The sequence below is a fragment of the Streptomyces sp. SID1328 genome (assembly GCF_009865595.1).
GTDB classification, from domain to species: domain Bacteria; phylum Actinomycetota; class Actinomycetes; order Streptomycetales; family Streptomycetaceae; genus Streptomyces; species Streptomyces griseoluteus.
Window position 1 is genome coordinate 1 of the sequence record NZ_WWKH01000659.1, and the last position, 22,689, is coordinate 22,689.

At 69.4% G+C, this 22,689-nt stretch carries 17 protein-coding genes, 1 tRNA gene and 2 pseudogenes; 9 read left to right on the forward strand and 11 right to left on the reverse strand.

Features of this window, described 5'->3' with window-relative positions:
• Positions 1 to 78: 78 nt before the first annotated feature.
• The 5 genes from GT030_RS21055 (at position 79) to GT030_RS21070 (ending at position 6,776) form a co-directional block, all read left to right on the forward strand.
• Positions 79 to 2,010, forward strand: coding sequence for an FUSC family protein (locus GT030_RS21055; RefSeq protein ID WP_161202431.1), 1,932 nt, complete (start codon positions 79 to 81; stop codon positions 2,008 to 2,010).
• A 272-nt stretch (positions 2,011 to 2,282) separates the two neighbouring features.
• Positions 2,283 to 4,046 (forward strand): VWA domain-containing protein, encoded by a 1,764-nt coding sequence (locus GT030_RS21060; RefSeq protein WP_346009702.1) that lies wholly within the window; start codon positions 2,283 to 2,285, stop codon positions 4,044 to 4,046.
• 118 nt (positions 4,047 to 4,164) lie between these two features.
• Complete coding sequence (metG, locus tag GT030_RS21065) at positions 4,165 to 5,880, forward strand: methionine--tRNA ligase (RefSeq protein ID WP_161202433.1); 1,716 nt, start codon at positions 4,165 to 4,167, stop codon at positions 5,878 to 5,880.
• A 46-nt stretch (positions 5,881 to 5,926) separates the two neighbouring features.
• Positions 5,927 to 6,064, forward strand: a complete 138-nt coding sequence (locus GT030_RS35780) for a hypothetical protein (protein ID WP_202460373.1) — start codon at positions 5,927 to 5,929, stop codon at positions 6,062 to 6,064.
• Positions 6,065 to 6,095: 31 nt separating this feature from the next.
• On the forward strand, positions 6,096 to 6,776 hold the full coding sequence (locus GT030_RS21070; protein WP_161202434.1) for a nucleotidyl transferase AbiEii/AbiGii toxin family protein: 681 nt from the start codon (positions 6,096 to 6,098) through the stop codon (positions 6,774 to 6,776).
• 50 nt (positions 6,777 to 6,826) lie between these two features.
• On the opposite strand, the gene aspS is transcribed toward GT030_RS21070, so the two are convergent.
• Positions 6,827 to 8,590 (reverse strand): aspartate--tRNA ligase, encoded by a 1,764-nt coding sequence (gene aspS, locus GT030_RS21075; protein ID WP_161202435.1) that lies wholly within the window; start codon positions 8,588 to 8,590, stop codon positions 6,827 to 6,829.
• A 175-nt stretch (positions 8,591 to 8,765) separates the two neighbouring features.
• Between aspS and GT030_RS36635 the strand changes: the two are divergent.
• A pseudogene (locus tag GT030_RS36635) lies at positions 8,766 to 9,449 on the forward strand (phosphatase); the annotation flags it as partial.
• Here GT030_RS36635 and GT030_RS21085 read toward each other — a convergent pair.
• From GT030_RS21085 to GT030_RS21130, 10 genes and pseudogenes are all read right to left on the reverse strand, one after another.
• Positions 9,420 to 10,502 (reverse strand): annotated as a pseudogene (locus tag GT030_RS21085) (DNA-directed RNA polymerase subunit beta'); the annotation flags it as partial. The pseudogenes GT030_RS36635 and GT030_RS21085 sit on opposite strands and share 30 nt — an antisense overlap.
• 97 nt (positions 10,503 to 10,599) lie before the next feature.
• Positions 10,600 to 14,085 (reverse strand): DNA-directed RNA polymerase subunit beta, encoded by a 3,486-nt coding sequence (rpoB, locus tag GT030_RS21090; RefSeq protein ID WP_161202436.1) that lies wholly within the window; start codon positions 14,083 to 14,085, stop codon positions 10,600 to 10,602.
• Positions 14,086 to 14,651: 566 nt separating this feature from the next.
• On the reverse strand, positions 14,652 to 15,035 hold the full coding sequence (rplL, locus tag GT030_RS21095) for a 50S ribosomal protein L7/L12 (protein WP_161202437.1): 384 nt from the start codon (positions 15,033 to 15,035) through the stop codon (positions 14,652 to 14,654).
• A gap of 116 nt (positions 15,036 to 15,151) precedes the next feature.
• Positions 15,152 to 15,682 carry a 50S ribosomal protein L10 gene (rplJ, locus tag GT030_RS21100; protein WP_086689993.1) on the reverse strand — a complete coding sequence of 177 codons (531 nt, stop codon included), beginning with the start codon at positions 15,680 to 15,682 and terminating at the stop codon, positions 15,152 to 15,154.
• 283 nt (positions 15,683 to 15,965) lie between these two features.
• Positions 15,966 to 16,829, reverse strand: a complete 864-nt coding sequence (locus GT030_RS21105) for a hypothetical protein (RefSeq protein WP_161202438.1) — start codon at positions 16,827 to 16,829, stop codon at positions 15,966 to 15,968.
• 158 nt (positions 16,830 to 16,987) lie between these two features.
• Positions 16,988 to 17,713 carry a 50S ribosomal protein L1 gene (rplA, locus tag GT030_RS21110; protein ID WP_030811632.1) on the reverse strand — a complete coding sequence of 242 codons (726 nt, stop codon included), beginning with the start codon at positions 17,711 to 17,713 and terminating at the stop codon, positions 16,988 to 16,990.
• Between the two features lie 108 nt (positions 17,714 to 17,821).
• Positions 17,822 to 18,256: a 50S ribosomal protein L11 gene (gene rplK / locus GT030_RS21115; RefSeq protein WP_030811629.1), complete on the reverse strand. Its 435-nt coding sequence runs from the start codon at positions 18,254 to 18,256 to the stop codon at positions 17,822 to 17,824.
• A gap of 167 nt (positions 18,257 to 18,423) precedes the next feature.
• The gene (gene nusG / locus GT030_RS21120; protein ID WP_161202439.1) at positions 18,424 to 19,299 is read right to left on the reverse strand and encodes a transcription termination/antitermination protein NusG; all 876 of its coding nucleotides are present in this window, start codon (positions 19,297 to 19,299) and stop codon (positions 18,424 to 18,426) included.
• Positions 19,300 to 19,379: 80 nt separating this feature from the next.
• Complete coding sequence (gene secE, locus GT030_RS21125; RefSeq protein ID WP_030811625.1) at positions 19,380 to 19,664, reverse strand: preprotein translocase subunit SecE; 285 nt, start codon at positions 19,662 to 19,664, stop codon at positions 19,380 to 19,382.
• Positions 19,665 to 19,775: 111 nt separating this feature from the next.
• Positions 19,776 to 19,848, reverse strand: a tRNA-Trp gene (locus GT030_RS21130).
• A 259-nt stretch (positions 19,849 to 20,107) separates the two neighbouring features.
• Here GT030_RS21130 and GT030_RS21135 point away from each other — a divergent pair.
• From GT030_RS21135 to GT030_RS21145, 3 genes are all read left to right on the forward strand, one after another.
• Positions 20,108 to 21,334: a pyridoxal phosphate-dependent aminotransferase gene (locus GT030_RS21135; protein WP_086689987.1), complete on the forward strand. Its 1,227-nt coding sequence runs from the start codon at positions 20,108 to 20,110 to the stop codon at positions 21,332 to 21,334.
• Positions 21,335 to 21,459: 125 nt separating this feature from the next.
• On the forward strand, positions 21,460 to 22,503 hold the full coding sequence (locus tag GT030_RS21140; protein WP_161202440.1) for an adenosine deaminase: 1,044 nt from the start codon (positions 21,460 to 21,462) through the stop codon (positions 22,501 to 22,503).
• Positions 22,500 to 22,689, forward strand: a 190-nt coding sequence (locus GT030_RS21145; RefSeq protein WP_161202441.1) for an NAD(P)H-binding protein, incomplete at its 3' end; no start/stop codon positions are given. The genes GT030_RS21140 and GT030_RS21145, both read left to right, overlap by 4 nt.

A 22,689-nucleotide genomic window follows, 5' to 3' on the forward strand; every position in this document is an offset into this window, starting at 1 on the left:
CGGAGGTGAGTACCGTCAAGCTTTCTGCCTGGCGGGCCGGTTGAGGGGGCCGGAGGCCACAGTGGACATAATGGGCACATGGTCCGAGAGTTGCCCATTGGCCTGGCGCCGCCCGACTGGCTGGTCCGGAACCTTCGGCCGCGTCCGGCGCCGGTCAACCGGGCCGCTGTGGCGCGGGCCTCCGTGGCGATGGCGTCGCCCTTGGCGGCCGGGTTCGCGGCCGGGCAGCCGGCGCTCGGGGCGCTCGCGTCGATGGGGGCGCTGAACGGGGTCATCGGCGACACCGCCGACGCGTACCGGATGCGGGTCATCACCATCGCCGTACCCCAGCTCACCGGCGCCGTCGGGGTCATCCTCGGACAGCTCGTGTTCGGGCAGGGATGGTCCGCCGTCGTCGTGGTCACCCTGGTCGCGCTGGTCTCCGGGATGATCTCGACCATCGGCACGGTGGCCTCCGTGTCGGGGCTGCTGCTCCTGCTCAACTGCGTGGTCGGCGCCGGGCTCCCGCTGCCCCACCCCTGGTGGCTGGCACCGCTGCTGATGACCGGGGGCGGCCTGCTGGTACTGGCCCTCGCCCTGCTGGCGTGGCCCCTGCGGGCCGGGGTGCCGGAACGGGCGGCGGTGGCGAAGGTCTACCGCCGGGTCGCCGACCTGCTGGACGACACCGGCGACGACGACCGCTACATCGGCACCCGCTTCGACGTCACCCGCGCGCTGGACCAGGCGTACGACCTGATCCTCGGACACCGCGCCCGCCACCACGGCCGCAGCGAGGAACTCACTCGGCTGCTGGCCCAGTTGAACGCCATCACCCCGGTCATCGAGGCCGCCCCCGCCGTCCACCTCACCGGCCGCCCCCTCCCGCCCGAGGTCCCCCGCGCGGTACGGGAACTGGCCGACGCCGTCGAGACCGGTGACACCGCCCATCTGCGCCTGCCCAAGCTCCCCCTCGCCCTCACCGAGACCGAGCGCGCCGTCGACCACGCCCTCAAGCACACCGCCGAGGTGGTCACCTCCCCCTCGACGGACCCGCGCGGTATCGACGAACGCACCGTCGCCCTCCACGTTCGCGCCGCCCGCGCCGCCCGGAACGCGGTGCTCTCCGCGGGCTCCTGGCGCTACGGGCTCCGTCTCGCCGTCTGCATCGGCATCGCGCAGGCCCTCGTCTCCCTCGTCCCGGTCCCGCGCTCGTACTGGGTCGCGCTGACCATCACCTTCGTCCTCAAGCCCGACTTCGGCTCGGTCTTCTCCCGCGCCCTGCTGCGCGCGCTGGGCACGGTGGTGGGGCTGGCGATCGCGGCGGCGGTTCTGGCGGAGGTGCCGATCGGCTGGTGGGACGTACCGGTGATGATGCTGCTCGCGCCGCTCGTCCCGGCGCTCACCCCGCGCGGCTACGGCTTCCAGACCGCCGCGATCACCCCGGTGATCCTCCTGCTCTCCGACATCCTCAACCACGAGGGCACCGGCCTGCTGCTGCCCCGCCTGCTGGACTCCCTGATGGGCTGCGGGATCGCCCTGGTCGCGGGGTACCTCCTCTGGCCGGAGAGCTGGCACACCCGCGTCGGCGACCGGCTCGCGGACGCGGTCGAGGACACGGCGGTGTACGTCGAGACGGCCTTCGGCACCGAGACGGACCCCGTCCGACGCACCCGGATGCGACGCCGTCTCTACCGCGATCTGTCCACCATCCGGACGGAATTCCAGCGCGCGCTCACCGAACCGCCGCCCACCGGACGGCGCGCCGCGGCATGGTGGCCACTGGTGGTCGCCGTGGAGCGGATCGTCGACGCGACGACCGCGGCGCGCGTCCGCGTCCACCACGGCGCACCGCCCCCGTCCTCCGCCGAGGTCCACCAAGTGGTGCGCCAGCTCGGTGAATTGGCGGAGGGGGTGCGGGAGGCCGAAATCCTCACCGGCTTCCCCACCCACCTGACCGGCCCGGCGGGCAGCGTGCTGGAACCGGTACGACAAGAAGTGGCGGCCGCGAGAGCCATCGCCACACCGCACTGACGGGCCGCTAACCTAACGTGGCCGTCCTGGCCAGGGATCTACGGCGACAACTCACGCGAAGGGGTGCGCACATGGGCATTCTCACTCTCCTGCGGAACGCGTTCGGCCGAGGACGCAAAGGGCGTCCCGCCGAGGCGGAGAGTGCAGACCACCTCCCGACCCCTCGACAGGAACACGACCTGGTAACAGAGGCGTTCGAGAGCCCGAGAGTCCCGTCCCAGGGAGGCTCGGAGTCGACGAAGGCGGAAGCTGCACCTGAGACCCCGGCCGCGGTGGAGTCGGCGGAGGCGGAAGCTGCCGCCGCACCGCAGACGGCCGCGCCGGAGGCCCTTGCCTCGGAGGAGTCGGCGCGAACGGCTGCGCCGGAGACGGCGGCGCCGAACGCCGAGACCACGCCCGTGTCCGAGGCGCTGGACTCGGAGAAGTCGGCGGAGGCGGAAGCTGCCGCCGCACCGGAGGCCCCCGCCCCGGCAGAGTCACCGAAGGCGGAGACCGCGCCCGCGGCGGATGCCCCGGTCACCCCGGAGCCCGACGCCGGGCCGGCCGGGACGGCCGAAACTCCGGAGGAGAAGGCGCCGGAGATCGAGCCCCTGCTGATGGAGCCGGCCATCATCGACGCGGACCCGGAGGTAGTGGTCCCCCAGCAGCGCACCGAGCCCCTCCCCGAGGCAGAGGCGGAGCACGACCAGCCGGCCATCCCGGAGCAGTCCACGGAACCGCCCACCGGCACCTTCGCGGAGCCGGCCCCGGAAGGCGCCGTGCCCCCCAAGGCCGACGCCGACCAGGACACGGCCCCCGCCCCGAAGAGCACCTCCACCCCGGCGGCGAAGACCGACGCCGACCCCGAGCCCACCCCGGCCCCGAAGGCGGACCCCGAAGCCGAGCCGCAGCCCACCCCTGCGGCGAAGGCGAAGCCCGAGCCGGACGCCGACGCGAAGGCCGCTGCCGAGCCCGAGGCGGAGACCGCCCCCGAGTCCGAGCCGAAGGCCGACGCGAAGACCACCCCCGAGCCGGAGGCCAAGGCCGAGCCGGAGGCGGCGGCTCCCGCCAAGGCCGAGGCCAAGGCCGACCCGGAGTCCACAACCACCCCGGAAGCCGACGCCAAGCCGGAGACCACCCCCGCGCCGAAGCCGAAGGCCAAGCCCAGGGCGAAGGCCACCGCCGAGGCCGAGGCGAAGGCCGGGCCGGACGCCGACGCGAAGGCCACTGCCGAGCCGGAGCCGGAGGCGAAGGCCGAGAAGGCGTCCACCCCCACCCCGGAAGCCGACGCCGAGCCGGAGGCCACCCCCGCCCCCGAGGCCGCCGACGCTCCCGCGCCCCCGCAGGCCGCACCCGCAGGCGACAACGCAGCCCGCACGAGTGGTGCGGGTGGGGACACGGCCGGGGCCGAGACGCTCGCCCAGACTCCCTCCCTCACCACCGCCCACACCGCCGCGGCAGCCACCCTCGCCACCACCGGCCTCACCGGCACGACAGCGAAGCTCTACCTCGTACTGGACCGCTCCGCGAGCATGCGCCCGTACTACAAGGACGGCTCAGCCCAGGCCCTCGCCGACCAGACCCTCGCCCTCGCGGCCCACCTGGACAAGGACCCGACCGTCCACGTGGTCTTCTTCTCCACCGAGGTCGACGGCACCACCGACCTCACCCTCACCGAGGACCACGCCACCAGGATCGACGAGACGCACGCGGAACTCGGCCGCATGGGCCGCACCAGCTACCACGCCGCCGTGGAAGCCGTACTGGCCCACCACGACAAGCACAACGCTCCTGAGGACGACGTCCTCGTCGTGTTCCAGACGGACGGCGCCCCCGACGCCAAGACCCCCGCCACCCAGGCCCTCACGAACGCCGCGAAGACCCACCCCAAGGTCTTCTTCTCGTTCGTCGCCTTCGGTGAGCTGGACAACAAGGCGTTCGACTACCTCCGCAAGCTGAAGACCGGAAACACGTCCTTCTTCCACGCGGGCCCCACCCCCCGCGAGCTCACGGACACCGAGCTGTACGAGGGCGTACTCGCCGCCTGGCGCCCGTAACCCCCGCAGCACCCCGATGCCGCCCGCGTCCCACCCCGTAAAACGGGAGGCGGGCGGCATACACACGTCGGCTACGATTTCAAGGTTCGTACCCGTAGCGACCTGGGAGCAGCCCCCGATGGCTCGACACCTCATCACCAGCGCCCTTCCGTACATCAACGGGATCAAGCACCTGGGCAACATGGTGGGGTCCATGCTCCCGGCGGACGTGTACTCCCGGTACCTCCGCCAGCGCGGCCACGACGTCCTGTACATCTGCGCGACCGACGAGCACGGCACCCCCGCCGAGCTGGCTGCGAAGGAGCGGGGCCTGCCGGTGGACGAGTTCTGCGCCCAGGCGCACGACGCGCAGAAGGCGGTGTACGACGGCTTCGCACTGGCGTTCGACTACTTCGGCCGCAGCTCCTCCGCCGAGAACCGCGACATCACCCAGCACTTCGCCCGGAAGCTGAACGAGAACGGCTTCATCGAGGAGCGGGCGATCCGCCAGGTCTACTCCCCGGCCGACGGCCGCTTCCTGCCGGACCGCTACGTGGAGGGCACCTGCCCGCACTGCGGCTACGACAAGGCCCGCGGCGACCAGTGCGAGAACTGCACCCGGGTGCTGGACCCGACCGACCTGATCGAGCCGCGCAGCGCGATCTCCGGCTCCACGGACCTGGAGGTCCGCGAGACCAAGCACCTCTTCCTGCTGCAGTCCAAGCTCCAGCACGAGGTCGAGGAGTGGGTGGCCCGGCACGAGCAGGACTGGCCGCAGCTGGCCTCCTCGATCGCCCGCAAGTGGCTGACCGAGGGCCTGCACGACCGTGCGATCACCCGTGACCTGGACTGGGGCGTGCCCGTCCCGGCCGACACCTGGCCGGAGCTGGCCGCCGAGGGCAAGGTCTTCTACGTCTGGTTCGACGCCCCGATCGAGTACATCGGCGCGACCAAGGAGTGGGCGGACCAGGACGCGGAGAACCGCGACTGGAAGTCCTGGTGGTACGACGCGGACGACACCGTCCGCTACACGCAGTTCATGGCGAAGGACAACGTCCCGTTCCACACGGTGATGTTCCCGGCGACCGAGCTGGGCGTGCGCGAACCGTGGAAGAAGGTCGACTACGTCAAGGCGTTCAACTGGCTGACGTACTACGGCGGCAAGTTCTCCACCTCGCAGAAGCGCGGCGTCTTCACCGACCAGGCCCTGGACATCCTGCCCGCGGACTACTGGCGCTACTTCCTGATCGCCAACGCCCCCGAGTCGGACGACTCGTCCTTCACCTGGGAGCACTTCACCGCCACGGTGAACAAGGACCTGGCGGACACGCTGGGCAACTTCGTCAACCGCGTCCTGTCCTTCTCCCGCAAGCGCTTCGGCGACGAGGTCCCGGCGGGCGGCGAGCCCGGCGAGGCGGAGACCCGCCTGGGCGAGGAGATCGCCGGGCTGCTCGCGGAGTACGAGAACCAGATGGAGGCGCTCCAGTTCCGCAAGGCGGCCTCCGCCCTGCGCGCCCTGTGGTCGGCCGGCAACTCCTACCTGGAGGAGAAGGCCCCCTGGCTGGAGATCAAGACCGACAAGGACGCGGCGGCCCTCACCCTGCGCACCGCGATGAACCTGATCCACCTCTACGCGGTGGTCTCCGAGCCCTTCATCCCGGCGTCCTCTGCGGCGATGCGCGCGGCCTTCGACCTCCCGGACGACACGGCCGCCTGGATCACCGAGGCCGAGGCCAAGTCCCTGACGACACTCGCCCCCGGCATCCCCTTCACCGTCCCCCCGGTCCTGTTCGCCAAGCTGACGGACGAGGACCTGGAGACGTACAAGGAGCGCTTCGGCGGCACGGAAGCCTGACACCCCTCCCACGACGGCGCCGGCCCCTCGGGGTCGGCGCCGTCGCATGCCTCGGCGTGTCCGCGAGCAGATCACCCCCTGCACCGGCCTGGCCCGCGTCGGCGAACGGCTCGACCGTGCCGGGACTGTCGAACGGGCCGAGGATCTCCTCACCGACACCCCGGAGGCACCGGAGTCGGTCTGACCTGGGTCGGGTCTGGCAGAGTACGGGTGCCGTGACCATCATCGAATCCCATGAGCGCCTCTTGGCCGACGTCGTCAGTGCGGGGAGCCCGTACGGGCTGGTGCTGGCCGGGGGGTATGCGCTGGAGGCGCACGGGGTGGTGGGCCGGGGGCACGGGAATCTCGACTTCGCCACCGAGGGCGGCGAGGCGATGGAGGGGGTCGTCCGCGGGCTCGCGGCCGCGCTCGAGGCTCGGGGGCGGGGCGTGCGGGTCGGGGCCGTCGGGGTGCTCACCGGCCAGCTCGTCGTCGGTGATCCGCGGAGCGGGGAGGACGTCGACCTCGCGCTGCACAAGGAAGCCTTCTGGCAGCCGCCCGAGCTGACCCCGTACGGACCCGCCCTCTCGCTCGCGGACGCCGTCGGTACGAAGGTCCGGGCGCTGTACGACCGGGGAGCCGCCGTGGACCTGATCGACGCCCGCGCCGCCGCCGAGCACTACTCGCTGCCCGAGCTGGAGCAGTTGGGCCGCAGGCACGCCTACGACGCCTTCGACCTCCCCACCCTCCAGTCCCGCCTCACCGGCACCGACTTCTACGCCGACTTCGAGTTCCTCCGTTACGGCCTTCCCCGTGAAGAGGTCGGCCCCCTGCGCACCTGGGCCCAGCACTGGTCCGACGACATCGCGGAACGGCTGCTGGAGGACGGCACCTCTCCGGACGAGGACGAGGAATAGAGACGGCCCGGCTCCCCAGAGGGGCCGGGCCGTCTCACACGCACCGCTTACTACTTCGGCTGCGGCTTCCTGATGCTCAGGTGCAGCTCGCGCAGGCGGGACTCGTCCAGCTCGGTCGGGGCGCCCATCATGAGGTCCTGGGCGTTGCCGTTGAGCGGGAAGGCGATGGTCTCGCGGATGTTCGGCTCGTCGGCGAGGAGCATGACGATGCGGTCCACACCGGGGGCGATGCCACCGTGCGGCGGGGCGCCGAAGCGGAATGCGCGGAGCATGCCGGCGAACTTGTCCTCGACCGTGTCCCGGTCGTAGCCCGCGATCTCGAACGCCTTGAGCATGATGTCCGGCTCATGGTTCCGGATGGCGCCGGAGGAGAGCTCCACACCGTTGCAGACGATGTCGTACTGCCAGCCCAGGATGTCCAGCGGGTCCTGGGTCTCCAGGGCCTCCAGGCCGCCCTGCGGCATGGAGAACGGGTTGTGGGAGAAGTCGATCTTCCCCGTCTCCTCGTCCCGCTCGTACATCGGGAAGTCGACGATCCAGCAGAAACGGAAGACGCCGTCCTCGAACTGGTCCGCGCGCTTGGCCGCCTCGACGCGCACCGCGCCCATGATCTTGGAGACCTCGTCGAACTCGCCCGCGCCGAAGAACACCGCGTGGCCGGGGGCCAGCGACAGGCGCTTGGTCAGCTCGGCGACATTGTCCTCGGTGAGGAACTTGGCGATCGGGCCGGTCAGCGAGCCGTCCTCGCCGACGCGCACCCAGGCCAGGCCCTGAGCGCCCTGCGAGACGGCGAACTCGCCGAGGCCGTCGAAGAACTTGCGGCTCTGGCCCGCGACGTCCGGCACCGGCAGGGCCCGCACGTGCTTGCCGGCGAACGCCTTGAACGCCGAGCCCTCGAAGACGTCGGTGATGTCCACGAGCTCCAGCTTGGCGCGCAGGTCCGGCTTGTCGGAGCCGTACTTGAGCATCGCCTCGCGGAACGGGATGCGCGGGAAGGGCGAGGTGACGTGGCGGCCGCCGCCGAACTCCTCGAACAGCTCGGTCATGAGCTTCTCGATCGGCTGGAAGACGTCCTCCTGCTCGACGAAGCTCATCTCGACGTCGAGCTGGTAGAACTCACCCGGCGAGCGGTCGGCACGCGCGTCCTCGTCACGGAAGCAGGGCGCGATCTGGAAGTACCGGTCGAAGCCGGAGATCATCAGGAGCTGCTTGAACTGCTGCGGCGCCTGGGGCAGGGCGTAGAACCGGCCCGCGTGGACGCGCGAGGGCACGACGTAGTCGCGGGCGCCCTCGGGGGAGGTGGCGGAGAGGATCGGCGTGGCCATCTCGTTGAAGCCCATCGCGGACATCTTCTGACGCATGGCGGAGATGACCGCCGTGCGCAGCATGATGTTGCGGTGCATGCGCTCGCGGCGCAGGTCCAGGAAGCGGTACTCCAGGCGCCGCTCCTCGTTGACCCCGTCCTCGGCGTTGATCGTGAAGGGCAGCGGGGCGGCGGCGCCCAGCAGCTCGACCTCCGCGACCTCGACCTCGATCTCGCCGGTGGGCAGCTCGGGGTTCACGTTCTCGGTTCCACGTGAAACAACGCGGCCGTCGACGCGGACCGTGGACTCCTTGGTGATGGAGTCCAGCGCCTCGTACGCGGGGGTACCGGGGCGGGCCACGAGCTGCGTGATGCCGTAGTGGTCACGCAGATCGATGAAGAGGATGCCGCCCAGGTCGCGCCGATTGTGCAGCCAGCCACTCAGCCGGACGTCGGTACCGACGTCGGAGGCGCGGAGCTGGCCGCAGGTGTGGGACCTGTACCGATGCATCGTCGTTCATCGTCCTTCGTTGGGGGTTCTTCGCCGGGCTGTGCTCTCCCCGGCCAGAACGGGCACGGGGCCCGGACCCATCAAGCGTACCGGGCACCCCATGATCGCCTCCCCACCATTACCACTGGCCGAACCAGGGTGGCAGTAGTGGGGACGACCTTCTTAAAGTGGGGCAATGCGCACAGGTGAGCCACTGCCGTCCCTGGGGGATGTCCTCGTCTCCCTCGCCACGGGGCTCTGGCAGTGGGACACGGCCACGGAAATGGTCACCGTGGACGCGGAGGCGGCGCGGCTGCTGGGCCTGCCGGCCCGCCCCACCACCCTCACCGAGAACCAGGCCCGTGCCCGGATGCACCCCTCCGACTGGCACGAGATCACCGGCGTCATCCCGCTCGCCGTGGCCCGCGGCACGCTCGCCGAGGTGCGCATCCGGGTGGTGGACGCGGAGGGCCGTACCGTCCGGGTCGTGCGCAGCCGGTCCAAGCCGGCCTACGACCGGGAACGGCGGGCGTACGAGCTGGTCGGCACCCTTCAGGAGGTCATCGAGCCGGCGCCGGGCACGTCCTCGGCGCGCAGCGCGATCACCGGGGACTGGCGGCGCTCCCGCGAGGCGTTCCTGCTGGACGCGGGCCGGGCGCTGGCCGAGGCGCGGTCGACGGCGGAGGTGCTGCGGGTCGCGGCCACGCTGTCCATGCCGGGCTTCACCCCGGACGGGCTCGCGGTGTTCGCCGTGGAGGGCGACCGGCTGACGATCATCGGCCAGCACGGCTACCTCCCCACCGACAGCGGCCCCTTCAGCGAGATGCCCCTGACCACGGACTATCCGGCCGCCGAGGTCGAGAAGCCGCTTCAGGCGGTTGTTGCGGTTGATGACACGGCGGTACAGGTCGTTCAGGTCGGAGGTCGCGAAGCGGCCACCGTCCAGCTGCACCATCGGACGCAGGTCCGGCGGGATGACCGGGACGCAGTCCAGGACCATGCCCTTGGGGCTGTTGGAGGTCTGCAGGAACGCGGAGACGACCTTGAGACGCTTGAGCGCACGGGTCTTCTTCTGGCCCTTGCCGGTACGGATGATCTCGCGGAGGCGCTCGGCCTCCTCCTCCAGGTCGAAGGACTCCAGGCGCTTCTGCAGCGCCGCGGCACCCATCGAACCGTCGAAGTACGTGCCGAAGCGGTCACGCAGCTCGCGGTAGAGCAGCTCGTCGCCCTCGAGGTCCTGGACCTTGAGGTTCTTGAAGCGGTTCCACACCTCGTCGAGGCGGTCGATCTCGCGCTGCGCGCGGTCACGGAGCTGCTTCATCTCGCGCTCGGCACCCTCGCGCACCTTGCGGCGCACGTCCGCCTTGGCGCCCTCGGCCTCCAGCTCGGCCAGGTCGGTCTCGAGCTTCTTGGCGCGGGCCTCCAGGTCGGAGTCGCGGCGGTTCTCGATCTGCTGACGCTCGACGGAGACGTGGGCCTCCAGCGACGGCAGGTCGCGCTGACGGCGCTCCTCGTCGACGTACGTGATCATGTACGCGGCGAAGTAGATGACCTTCTCGAGGTCCTTCGGGGCGAGGTCGAGCAGGTAGCCCAGCCGCGACGGAACGCCCTTGAAGTACCAGATGTGGGTGACGGGAGCGGCGAGCTCGATGTGGCCCATCCGCTCACGCCGCACCTTGGCGCGCGTGACCTCGACGCCACAGCGCTCACAGATGATGCCCTTGAAGCGGACACGCTTGTACTTGCCGCAGTAGCACTCCCAGTCCCGGGTCGGACCGAAGATCTTCTCGCAGAAGAGTCCGTCCTTCTCGGGCTTGAGGGTGCGGTAGTTGATGGTCTCGGGCTTCTTGACCTCGCCGTGGCTCCACTGGCGGATGTCGTCCGCGGTGGCCAGGCCGATCCGGAGCTCGTCGAAGAAGTTGACGTCGAGCACTATGCGTCAATCCCTCTCAGTGTCGTAAGTCTGTGGTCTGAAACGGGGGCCTGGGGGTCGGCGGGGTCCTCGGAGAGAGGACCCCGCCGGACTCCCGTCAGACCTCTTCGACGCTGCTCGGCTCGCGCCGGGACAGGTCGATGCCGAGCTCCTCCGCAGCGCGGAAGACGTCCTCGTCGGTGTCACGCATCTCGATGGACATGCCGTCGCTGGACAGCACCTCCACGTTGAGGCAGAGCGACTGCATCTCCTTGATGAGCACCTTGAAGGACTCGGGGATGCCGGGCTCGGGGATGTTCTCGCCCTTGACGATGGCCTCGTAGACCTTCACGCGGCCGGTCACGTCGTCGGACTTGATGGTCAGCAGCTCCTGGAGGGCGTAGGCGGCGCCGTAAGCCTCCAGCGCCCACACCTCCATCTCACCGAAGCGCTGGCCACCGAACTGGGCCTTACCACCCAGCGGCTGCTGGGTGATCATCGAGTACGGACCGGTCGAGCGGGCGTGCAGCTTGTCGTCGACCAGGTGGTGCAGCTTGAGGATGTACATGTACCCGATGGAGATCGGGTCCGGGAACGGCTCACCGGAGCGGCCGTCGAACAGCCTCGCCTTGCCGGTCGGCTGCACCATCCGCTCGCCGTCGCGGTTCGGGATGGTGTGCTGCAGCAGACCCGCCAGCTCGTCCTCGCGCGCGCCGTCGAACACCGGGGTGGCGACGTTGGTGCCGGGGTCGACCTGGTCGGCGCCGATGACCTGAAGGCGCTGCGCCCAGTCCTCGCCGAGCCCGGAGACGTCCCAGCCGCGGCTGGCGAGCCAGCCGAGGTGGATCTCCAGGACCTGTCCCGGGTTCATTCGGGACGGGACACCCAGCGGGTTGAGGATGATGTCGACCGGGGTGCCGTCCTCCAGGAACGGCATGTCCTCGATCGGCAGGATCTTGGAGATGACACCCTTGTTGCCGTGGCGGCCGGCGAGCTTGTCACCGTCGGTGATCTTGCGCTTCTGCGCGACGTAGACGCGGACCAGCTGGTTCACGCCCGGCGGCAGCTCGTCGCCCTCTTCGCGGTCGAAGACGCGGACACCGATGATCTTGCCGGTCTCGCCGTGCGGCACCTTCAGGGAGGTGTCGCGGACCTCACGGGCCTTCTCACCGAAGATCGCGCGGAGCAGACGCTCCTCCGGCGTCAGCTCGGTCTCACCCTTGGGCGTGACCTTGCCGACGAGGATGTCGCCCGCGGTGACCTCGGCGCCGATGCGGATGATGCCGCGCTCGTCGAGGTCGGCCAGGACCTCCTCGGAGACGTTCGGGATGTCCCGGGTGATCTCCTCGGGGCCGAGCTTGGTGTCACGGGCGTCGACCTCGTGCTCCTCGATGTGGATCGAGGAGAGGACGTCGTCCTGCACGAGGCGCTGCGACAGGATGATCGCGTCCTCGTAGTTGTGACCCTCCCACGGCATGAACGCCACGAGCAGGTTCTTGCCCAGGGCCATCTCGCCGTTCTCGGTGGCCGGACCGTCGGCCAGGACCTGGCCCTCGATGATCCGGTCACCCTCGTTGACGATGACCTTCTGGTTGACCGACGTGCCCTGGTTGGAGCGCGAGAACTTGTGCAGGCGGTACGTGATGTACGTGCCGTCGTCGTTGGCGGTGGTGACGTAGTCCGCGGAGACCTCCTGGACCACACCCGCCTTCTCGGCCTTGACCACGTCGCCGGCGTCGACGGCGGAGCGGTACTCCATGCCGGTGCCGACGAGCGGGGCCTCGCTCTTGATGAGCGGCACGGCCTGGCGCATCATGTTCGCGCCCATGAGGGCACGGTTGGCGTCGTCGTGCTCGAGGAACGGGATCATCGCGGTGGCGACGGACACCATCTGGCGCGGCGACACGTCCATGTAGTCGACGTCGTCACCGGGGACGTAGTCGACCTCTCCGCCACGACGGCGGACCAGGACGCGGGCCTCCTCGAACCGCATGTCGTCATTGAGCGTGGCGTTGGCCTGCGCGATGACGAAGCGGTCCTCCTCGTCGGCGGTCAGGTAGTCCACCTCGTCGGTGACCTGGCCTTCGACGACCTTGCGGTACGGGGTCTCGACGAAACCGAACGCGTTGACCCGGCCGTAGGAGGCGAGCGAGCCGATCAGACCGATGTTCGGGCCTTCGGGCGTCTCGATCGGGCACATGCGGCCGTAGTGCGAGGGGTGCACGTCACGGACCTCGAAGCCGGCCCGCTCACGGGAGAGACCACCCGGACCGAGCGCCGACAGACGGCGCTTGTGGGTGAGACCCGACAGCGGGTTGTTCTGGTCCATGAACTGCGACAGCTGGCTGGTGCCGAAGAACTCCTTGATGGAGGCGACGACCGGCCGGATGTTGATCAGGGTCTGCGGCGTGATCGCCTCGACGTCCTGGGTGGTCATGCGCTCGCGCACGACCCGCTCCATACGGGCGAGACCCGTACGGACCTGGTTCTGGATCAGCTCACCGACGCTGCGGAGGCGGCGGTTGCCGAAGTGGTCGATGTCGTCGGTCTCGACGACGATCGACTGACCGCTGTCGCCGACCGTCTCGGTCTCACCGGCGTGCAGCTTGACCAGGTACTTGATCGTCGAGATGACGTCCTCGGTGGTGAGCACACCCGCGCTGAGCGGGGCGTCGGCACCGAGCTTCTTGTTCACCTTGTAGCGGCCGACCTTGGCGAGGTCGTAGCGCTTGGGGTTGAAGTAGAGGTTCTCGAGCAGCGTCTGCGCGGCCTCACGGGTGGGGGGCTCGCCCGGACGCAGCTTGCGGTAGATGTCGAGCAGCGCGTCGTCCTGGCCCTGGGTGTGGTCCTTCTCCAGGGTGGCGCGCATGGACTCGTACTCGCCGAACTCCTCGAGGATCTGCTCGGTCGTCCAGCCGAGCGCCTTGAGCAGAACGGTGACCGACTGCTTGCGCTTGCGGTCGATGCGGACACCGACCATGTCGCGCTTGTCGATCTCCATCTCCAGCCAGGCACCCCGGGACGGGATGATCTTGGCGGAGAAGATGTCCTTGTCGGACGTCTTGTCGATGGAGGAGTCGAAGTAGACACCCGGCGAGCGGACGAGCTGCGACACCACGACACGCTCGGTGCCGTTGATGACGAAGGTGCCCTTGTTCGTCATGAGCGGGAAGTCACCCATGAAGACGGTCTGGGACTTGATCTCGCCGGTCTCGTTGTTGGTGAACTCGGCGGTGACGAAGAGCGGCGCGGCGTACGTGAAGTCGCGGTCCTTGCACTCGTCGATGGAGTTCTTCGGCGGCTCGAAGCGGTGGTCGCGGAACGTCAGCGACATCGACCCGGAGAAGTCCTCGATCGGGGAGATCTCCTCGAAGATCTCCTCCAGACCGGACTTGGTGGGAACGTCCTGACCGTTCTCGAGAGCCTTCTCGACGCGAGCCTTCCAGGCGTCGTTGCCGAGCAGCCAGTCGAAGCTCTCGGTCTGGAGCGCAAGAAGGTTCGGAACCTCGAGGGGCTCCTTGATCTTTGCAAAGGAGATGCGCAGCGGGGCGGTGCTGGCGCCGTTGTTCGTATTCGCGGTCGAGGCAGTGCGCGAGGCGGCCAAGAGGGGGTCCTTCCGAGGGCTCGGACTCACTACGCGCGTACCGGTCCCTCTCTCAGGCTCACGACGGGAAACCCCAGGTCAGGGAAGTTCGGCGTCGGTGCTCGAGTGAGGGCAGACCCCTGGTGACGGGCAGGGGACAGCTAACAGGCAGCGCAAAGGGTCAGTGTAGCCACTTGGCACACTGATGTCCAGTCCCGGTTTCGGAGACCCTCGTTTTTCTCAACGCCCTCGTGTTCGACGCCCTCGGCCCGTTGCCCTCGACGCAGGATGATCCTGCCCTCTTCGCCGTCGATCCATGCCTCGGATTCGGATCGTTGTGACGACGCGTCCTGAGAATTGCGCGCTGCGTGCGGTTCGTCAAGGCCCCCCAGCCGGAATGGGGCCTTCCGGAGACACAACGAAGATCACCATACCCCTCGCCACGACGAGTGCAAGGCAACCGTGGTCCCCCCGCGGATACGCCGAAGAGCGACCACCCGGATGGATGATCGCTCTTCGGTGCGTTCGCGTTACAGCCTCTTCAGGCCGCGGTCACGCGGGTGAGGTTCGCGGAACCCCGTGAGGTGTTACTTGACCTCGACGGAGGCGCCGGCGCCCTTGAGGGACTCGGCAGCCTTCTCCGCGGCCTCCTTGGTGACCTTCTCGAGGACCGGCTTCGGAGCGCCGTCGACGAGGTCCTTGGCCTCCTTCAGACCCAGGGAGGTCAGCTCGCGCACGACCTTGATGACCTGGATCTTCTTGTCGCCGGCGCCGGTGAGGACGACGTCGAACTCGTCCTGCTCCTCGGCAGCCTCGGCCGGGGCGCCGGTGGCGGCCGGGCCGGCCACGGCGACCGCGGCGGCGGCGGTGACGTCGAACTTCTCCTCGAAGGCCTTCACGAACTCGGAGAGCTCGATGAGGGTCATCTCCTCGAACTGGGCAAGCAGCTCGTCCTGGGTGAGCTTCGCCATGATGGCGGTCCTTCCACTCGATCGGCGGGTGCCGTATGTACTGGATGTGGCGGGCGTACGTCGGCCCGCTGCGACCCCGGCCGCCTCATGCGGCAAGGGTCAGAAAGCGAGCCGAATTACTCGGCACCGCCCTGCTCGGCCTGCTTGGCACGGAGCGCGTCCACGGTGCGGACGAGCTTCGAGGGCAGCGCCTGGAAGAGCTGAGCAGCCTGGGACTGCTTGCCCTTGAAGGCACCGGCCAGCTTGCTGAGCAGAACCTCGCGGGACTCGAGGTCCGCAAGCTTCTTGATCTCGTCGGCGGACAGCGCCTTGCCGTCAAGGACACCGCCCTTGATGACGAGATTCGGGTTGTCCTTGGCGAAGTCACGGAGACCCTTCGCCGACTCCACCGGGTCACCGGTGACGAAGGCGACAGCCGTCGGACCGTTGAACAGGTCGTCCAGCGTGGTGATCCCGGCCTCGTTGGCCGCAATCTTGGTCAGCGTGTTCTTCACCACGGCGTACTTGGCGTTCTCACCGAGCGACCGGCGCAGGGTCTTGACCTGCGCCACGGTGAGACCGCGGTACTCGGTAAGCACGGCAGCGGTGGAGTTGCGGAACGCTTCCGTCAACTCGGACACTGCGGCAGCCTTGTCGGGCCTCGCCATAGAGCCTCGGCCTCCTTCCGGGTGATTCTGACCGCGCGGACCCGAAGGAGGAGACTGGGAAAACGAAACGCCCCGGCGCAGGCGCTCGGGGCGGACTCGACCGGGCGCCTACGCGTGAGCGCGTCTGCTCCGGGAGTTCTTCCACTGACACCTGCGCGGGTCGCCCACTTTGCAGTAGGTCCTTCGGCCACCACACCCTCAGGTGAGCGTGCGGTAACGACCAGCGGTCTTTGGCTTCTCGAGGAGAGTACGTGACTCGGGCACCGACGGGCAAATCCGGTGCTCAGCGGCTTTCGGCGGCCCCCTTGGAGCGGGCCAGCTCCGTGAAGTCACGGGTGTCGGAGGCGGGAGGCGCCTCGGCGGCGATACGGACGCCGTAGTCCCGGTAGTAGGCGGTGCTGACCAGGCTGCCCTGGGCGGTGTCGGCCCGCTCCACCTTCTTGACCAGCAGGTTCCGGTGGTCGATCCACAGGTCGACGGTTTCCGTGCGGACCCCGGCCTGGTCGAGCTGCCGCTTCAGCCCGGCCAGCTCGCGCGCGCTGAGCCCGCTGTCCCGGCCCGCCAGGTCGGCCACCCGGACCCGGCCCCGGTAGTGCGTCGCCAGGGCGCCCCGGACCCGCTCGGTGCCGACCCGGCGCACGTCCCCGGAGGCCAGCAGCATCTTCACCGACTGGTTGGGGGTGGTGTTGCGCATCTGGTCCTTCAGATACATCCCGAAGCCGTCGCCGCCGCGCGCCAGATCGGCGTACCCGTACTTGATCCAGTGCCTGCCGCCGGCCCGCTTGGCGAAGGCGTCGCTCATGCGCGCGTAGTAGGCGTCCGGGAGGTAGCGGGCCCTGAGGGACGGGGTGCCGGCCCTGCGCATCGCGGCAGCCAGGGCACCGCCGGTGTAACGGATGGTGAGGTGGCCGGTGACCCCGTCGTGCCAGCGCAGGGCGCCGTCCGAGGACAGGGAGAGGGTCTTGCCGTAGCTGAGCGTGGAGCGCACCCGGACCGACTCGGCGCGGTCGGTGGAGTGCTCGGCGGAGCGCAGGGCGGCCATCGAGCGGGCCTGGCCGGCGTCGTGGGCGTCGCCGCACGCGGCCGGGGTGGACAGGGCCAGCGCCATCGCCGCGAACCCCGCCCGGCGGACGTTCGTGCTCCTCATCCGGTCCCCCACCTCTGTACGCGCCTGTCGGCACCGTAACCCAGGGTGCTCCCGGCCGGGAGGGGAGGCGGAAAAGGGGAGGACCCCGCACCCGGAGGGGGTGCGGGGTCCTCGGCCTGCCTCACGCGTCGCAGACGCGGCTACCGGTGAGCGAAGGCTCAGACGGCGGCCGGGTCCTCCTCGACGAGGAGGTTGCGGGTGCGGTTCTGGTCCACCAGGATGCCGGGGCCCATCGTGGTGCTGATGGCGGCCTTCTTGATGTAGCGACCCTTGGCGGCGGACGGCTTCAGACGGAGGATCTCCTCCAGCGCGGCGCCGTAGTTCTCCACCAGCTTGTCGTCGTCGAACGACGTCTTGCCGATGATGAAGTGCAGGTTCGAGTGCTTGTCGACGCGGAACTCGATCTTGCCGCCCTTGATCTCGGTCACGGCCTTGGCCACGTCCGGGGTCACGGTGCCGGTCTTCGGGTTCGGCATCAGACCACGCGGGCCGAGGACGCGGCCGAGGCGGCCGACCTTGCCCATGAGGTCCGGGGTGGCGACGACGGCGTCGAAGTCCAGACGGCCCTTCGCCACCTCGTCGATCAGCTCGTCGGCACCGACGATGTCGGCGCCGGCGGCACGCGCGGCCTCGGCACGGTCACCGGTCGCGAAGACCAGGACCCGAGCGGTCTTACCAGTGCCGTGCGGGAGGTTCACGGTGCCACGGACCATCTGGTCGGCCTTGCGCGGGTCGACACCCAGGCGGAAGGCGACCTCGACGGTGCCGTCGAACTTGGTCGTGGAGGTCTCCTTGGCGAGACGGACGGCCTCGAGCGGGGCGTACAGCTTCTCCCGGTCGACCTTGGCGTCCGCAGCGCGGAGAGCCTTGCTGCGCTTGCTCACAACTTGCTCCTGTGTGTTCTGAAAAAGGAGTCGTGGTGTACGGGCCGAGCAGGCCCTGCCACGTGCGACCGCCCGTTCGGCAGCCGCGGGGAACTACGAAGGTGGGGCTCAGCCCTCGACCGTGATGCCCATGGAGCGCGCGGTACCGGCGATGATCTTCGCGGCGGCGTCCAGGTCATTGGCGTTGAGGTCGGGCATCTTCGTGGTGGCGATCTCGCGGACCTGCGCGTCGGTGATCTTCGCGACCTTGGTCTTGTGCGGCTCGCCGGAGCCCTTCTCGACACCAGCGGCCTTGAGGATCATCTTCGCGGCCGGCGGAGTCTTGGTCACGAAGGTGAAGGAACGGTCCTCGTAGACCGTGATCTCCACCGGGATGACCCAGCCACGCTGCGACTCGGTCGCGGCGTTGTAGGCCTTGCAGAACTCCATGATGTTGACGCCGTGCTGACCGAGCGCGGGGCCGACCGGCGGGGCCGGGTTCGCCGCACCGGCGTTGATCTGGAGCTTGATGAGCCCCGTGACCTTCTTCTTCTTGGGAGGCATAGCTCTCCGGGTCCTTTCGATTCGGGTCCTGCCCGCGTAAGGGGACCAACCCGGACGCAGGCATACCGCACAACGATAGCGGGTATAGATGTGCGGCTAAAAACCGTGCAGGTCAGACCGGCTGCGAGAGCCCGTCTGACCTGCACGGAAGCGTGTGACCAGAAAAACTAGTTCTTCTGGATCTGGTCGAAGCTCAGCTCGACCGGGGTCTCGCGGCCGAAGATCTCGACGAGGCCCTTGACCTTCTTCGAGTCGGCGTTGATCTCGTTGATCGTGGCCTGGAGGGTGGCGAAGGGGCCGTCGGTGACGGTGACCGAGTCGCCGACCTCGAAGTCCAGCACCTGGACCTCGACCTTGCGCTGCGGGGCGGGCTTGCCCTCGGCCTCGGCGGCCTCGCGGGCGGCCTTCTCCTCGGCCTCCGGGGCGAGCATCTTGACGATCTCGTCCAGGGTCAGCGGGTAGGGGTCGTAGGCGTTGCCGACGAAGCCGGTGACGCCGGGGGTGTTGCGGACGACGCCCCAGGACTCGTTCGTCAGGTCCATGCGGACCAGGACGTAACCCGGCAGCTTGTTCTGCTTGATCGTCTTGCGGTCGCCGTTCTTGATCTGGACGACCTCTTCCTGCGGCACCTCGGCCTGGAAGATGTAGTCCTCGACGTTCAGCGAGACGGCGCGCTGCTCCAGGTTCGTCTTCACACGGTTCTCGTAACCCGCGTAGGTGTGGATGACGTACCACTCGCCGGGCAGCGTGCGCAGCTCCTCGCGGAGCGCGGCGACGGGGTCGACCGGCGCGGCCGGCTCCTCCTCGACGACCTCGGCGGCGTCCTGGGCCTCGACGGCTTCGCCGGCCTCGCCCGCCTCGTCGGTCTCGACGACGTCCTCTTCGACCTCGGTGACCGCTTCGGCGGGCTCGCCCGCAGCGGCCTCGGCAGCCTCGAACTCGTCCTGCTCGTCCGCGCCCTCGACGGTGTCGAGCTCGGCGTCCACCGCCTCGGCGGTTTCTCGGCGAGGCTCGGTGGCGTCGTTCAGGTTCGGGTCAGACACGATGGCTGCTTCTTCCTGGATACATAGGGGTGGAACATGCGAAAAAAGGCGCCGGTACCACGGCGCCCTTCGCTCTTGGCTCAGCCGAAGACGTACTTGGCCGCGTGGTTGAGGCCATAGTCAATCACGGTGACCAAGCCAATCATGATGACGACGAAGACGATCACGACGGTCGTGTACGACGTCAGCTGATTGCGGGTCGGCCAGACGACCTTGCGGAGTTCCGCGATGATCTGGCGGTAGAAGGTGGCAAGACGCTTCAGCGGGCCCTTCTTGGCACGCTTGCCGCCCTTGCGGGGCTTCTTGGCATCCGACAGCTCGTCCTGGGCATCAGGCGTGTCGATGGAGCCCACGGCGTCCGTCATGCGTCCTCACCTGATCCCGGAATCGTGGCCGTGCCGCGCCCGGTGAATTCAGAGCCGCACGGCGGTGCATTGCTGTACGTACATGCGCACACATCCTGGCGGTGTGTGTAGCAGGGCCGGAGGGACTTGAACCCCCAACCGCCGGTTTTGGAGACCGGTGCTCTACCAATTGAGCTACGACCCTTTGGTGTCCCCCAACCTACCGCATCCGCCCGACCGCCCAGTGTGGAGCGGTCACGCGGTGGCTGCTGGAGGCCAACGAGGTGAGAGTGTACGTGCTCCACGCCCCCGCGTCGAACAGAAAGTGCCCGGCCGGGCGCCCGGAGTGGAAGATCGTCCAGGCGGCGGCCCGGATTCGGACCCTTGTTCCGCCGGCCGCCCGGTGCTGTTCAGTCTGTGAAACCCGTGTGCCCGCCGTGTTTCCGGTCTGGAACGATGGGCGTATGAGCGCTGCAACCCCTCCCACCGAGCGCCGGGTCTCCGCCCGAGTCGGCGCGATCTCCGAGTCCGCCACCCTCGCCGTGGACGCCAAGGCCAAGGCCCTCAAGGCCGCCGGGCGTCCGGTGATCGGCTTCGGCGCCGGTGAACCCGACTTCCCGACCCCGGACTACATCGTCGAGGCGGCCGTAGAGGCCTGCCGGAACCCGAAGTTCCACCGCTACACCCCGGCCGGCGGCCTGCCCGAGCTGAAGGCGGCCATCGCCGCGAAGACCCTGCGGGACTCCGGCTACGAGGTCGACGCCTCGCAGATCCTGGTGACCAACGGCGGCAAGCAGGCCATCTACGAGGCGTTCGCCGCGATCCTCGACCCGGGCGACGAGGTCATCGTCCCGGCGCCGTACTGGACCACCTACCCGGAGTCGATCCGGCTCGCGGGCGGTGTCCCGGTGGAGGTCGTGGCGGACGAGACGACCGGCTACCGCGTCACCGTCGAACAGCTGGAGGCCGCCCGCACGGAGAAGACGAAGGTCGTCCTCTTCGTCTCGCCGTCCAACCCGACCGGCGCGGTCTACAGCGAGGCCGAGGCGGAGGCCATCGGCCGCTGGGCCGTCGAGCACGGCCTGTGGGTGCTGACCGACGAGATCTACGAGCACCTGGTCTACGGCGACGCCACCTTCACCTCGCTGCCCGCGATCCTGCCCGAGCTGCGGGACAAGTGCATCGTGGTCAACGGTGTCGCCAAGACGTACGCCATGACCGGCTGGCGGGTGGGCTGGGTCATCGGTCCGAAGGACGTGGTCAAGGCCGCGACCAACCTCCAGTCGCACGCCACCTCCAACGTCTCCAACGTCGCGCAGGCCGCCGCGCTGGCCGCCGTCTCCGGCGACCTGAAGGCCGTGGCGGAGATGCGCGAGGCGTTCGACCGGCGCCGCCGGACCATCGTGCGGATGCTGAACGAGATCGACGGCGTGCTGTGCCCGGAGCCGGAGGGTGCCTTCTACGTCTACCCGTCGGTGAAGGACCTCCTGGGCAAGGAGATCCGGGGCAAGCGCCCCGCGACCACGGTCGAGCTGGCCGCGCTGATCCTGGAGGAGGCCGAGGTCGCGGTCGTCCCCGGTGAGGCGTTCGGCACGCCGGGGTACCTGCGGCTGTCGTACGCGCTGGGTGACGAGGACCTGATCGAGGGTGTCAGCCGGATGCAGAAGCTGCTGGCGGAGGCGCGGGACTGAGGTCCTTTTCGGCGGGGCGCGGCCTGTTCACGGTGAGCAGGCCGCGCCCCGCTTCTGTGTGCGAGCAAGACCACTAAAGGGGAACCGGCTACCGGTGTGGCCTCCCGGTGCGGCAGGATCTCTGGATGGAGCGTGTACGTGATCTCTCGGAGCTTCCCAAGGCCCATCTGCATCTGCACTTCACCGGCTCGATGCGCCCCGGCACCGTCCTGGAGCTGGCCGACAAATACGGCGTCCGGCTGCCCGAGACCCTGATCGATGCCCTGACCAGCGGCGAGCCGCCGAAACTGCGGGCCACCGACGAGCGCGGCTGGTTCCGCTTCCAGCGGCTGTACGACGCGGCGCGCTCGTGCGTGCGTGAGCCCGAGGACATCCAGCGGCTGGTCCGGGAGGCCGCCGAGGAGGATGTCCGGGACGGCTCGGGCTGGCTGGAGATCCAGGTGGACCCGACCTCGTACGCCCCCCGGCTGGGCGGACTGATCCCGGCGCTGGAGATCATCCTGGACGCGGTGGACAGCGCCTCCCGCGACACCGGGCTCGGGATGCGGGTGCTGGTGGCCGCGAACCGGATGAAGCACCCGCTGGACGCCCGCACGCTGGCCCGTCTCGCGGTGCGGTACGCGGACCGGGGCGTCGTCGGCTTCGGCCTCTCCAACGACGAGCGGCGCGGCATGGCGCGCGACTTCGACCGGGCCTTCCACATCGCCCGCGAGGGCGGTCTGCTGTCGGCGCCGCACGGCGGTGAGCTGACCGGCCCGGCCTCGGTGCGCGACTGCCTGGACGACCTGCACGCCACCCGGATCGGGCACGGGGTGCGCGCCGCAGAGGACCCGCGCCTGCTGAAGCGGCTCGCGGACCGGGGCATCACCTGCGAGGTCTGCCCGGCCTCCAACGTGGCTCTCGGCGTCTACGAGAAGCCCGAGGACGTCCCCCTGCGCACTCTGTTCGAGAGCGGCGTCCCGCTGGCCCTCGGCGCCGACGACCCCCTCCTCTTCGGCTCCCGGCTGGCCGCCCAGTACGAGATCGCCCGCCATCACCACGCCTTCACCGACGCCGAACTCGCCGAACTGGCCCGGCAGTCGGTACGCGGGTCGGCGGCGCCCCCTGAGACGAAGGAGCGTCTGCTGGCGGGCGTGGACAAGTGGCTGACCGAGCCGGTGAGCGCATGAGGCTGACCGTGTTCGGCGCCACCGGCGGTGTGGGCGGCGAGATCGTCCGGCAGGCCCTGGACGCGGGGCACGAGGTGACGGCCGTCGTCCGGGACCCGGCCCGGCTCACCGTCACCGGGGAGCGGCTGCAGGTGGTCCGGGCCGGCCTGTCCGACCCGGAGGCGCTGCGCGGCGCCGTCGCGGGCC

Excerpts from the sequence above, each read along its gene's own strand:
- GT030_RS21055 (WP_161202431.1), top strand. The coding sequence starts at position 79 with ATGGTCCGAGAGTTGCCCATTGGCCTGGCGCCGCCCGACTGGCTGGTC.
- metG (WP_161202433.1), top strand. The coding sequence starts at position 4,165 with ATGGCTCGACACCTCATCACCAGCGCCCTTCCGTACATCAACGGGATC.
- GT030_RS35780 (WP_202460373.1), top strand. The coding sequence starts at position 5,927 with ATGCCTCGGCGTGTCCGCGAGCAGATCACCCCCTGCACCGGCCTGGCC.
- aspS (WP_161202435.1), bottom strand. The coding sequence starts at position 8,590 with ATGCATCGGTACAGGTCCCACACCTGCGGCCAGCTCCGCGCCTCCGAC.
- rplL (WP_161202437.1), bottom strand. The coding sequence starts at position 15,035 with ATGGCGAAGCTCACCCAGGACGAGCTGCTTGCCCAGTTCGAGGAGATG.
- rplJ (WP_086689993.1), bottom strand. The coding sequence starts at position 15,682 with ATGGCGAGGCCCGACAAGGCTGCCGCAGTGTCCGAGTTGACGGAAGCG.
- GT030_RS21105 (WP_161202438.1), bottom strand. The coding sequence starts at position 16,829 with ATGAGGAGCACGAACGTCCGCCGGGCGGGGTTCGCGGCGATGGCGCTG.
- rplK (WP_030811629.1), bottom strand. The coding sequence starts at position 18,256 with ATGCCTCCCAAGAAGAAGAAGGTCACGGGGCTCATCAAGCTCCAGATC.
- secE (WP_030811625.1), bottom strand. The coding sequence starts at position 19,664 with ATGACGGACGCCGTGGGCTCCATCGACACGCCTGATGCCCAGGACGAG.
- GT030_RS21135 (WP_086689987.1), top strand. The coding sequence starts at position 20,108 with ATGAGCGCTGCAACCCCTCCCACCGAGCGCCGGGTCTCCGCCCGAGTC.
- GT030_RS21140 (WP_161202440.1), top strand. The coding sequence starts at position 21,460 with ATGGAGCGTGTACGTGATCTCTCGGAGCTTCCCAAGGCCCATCTGCAT.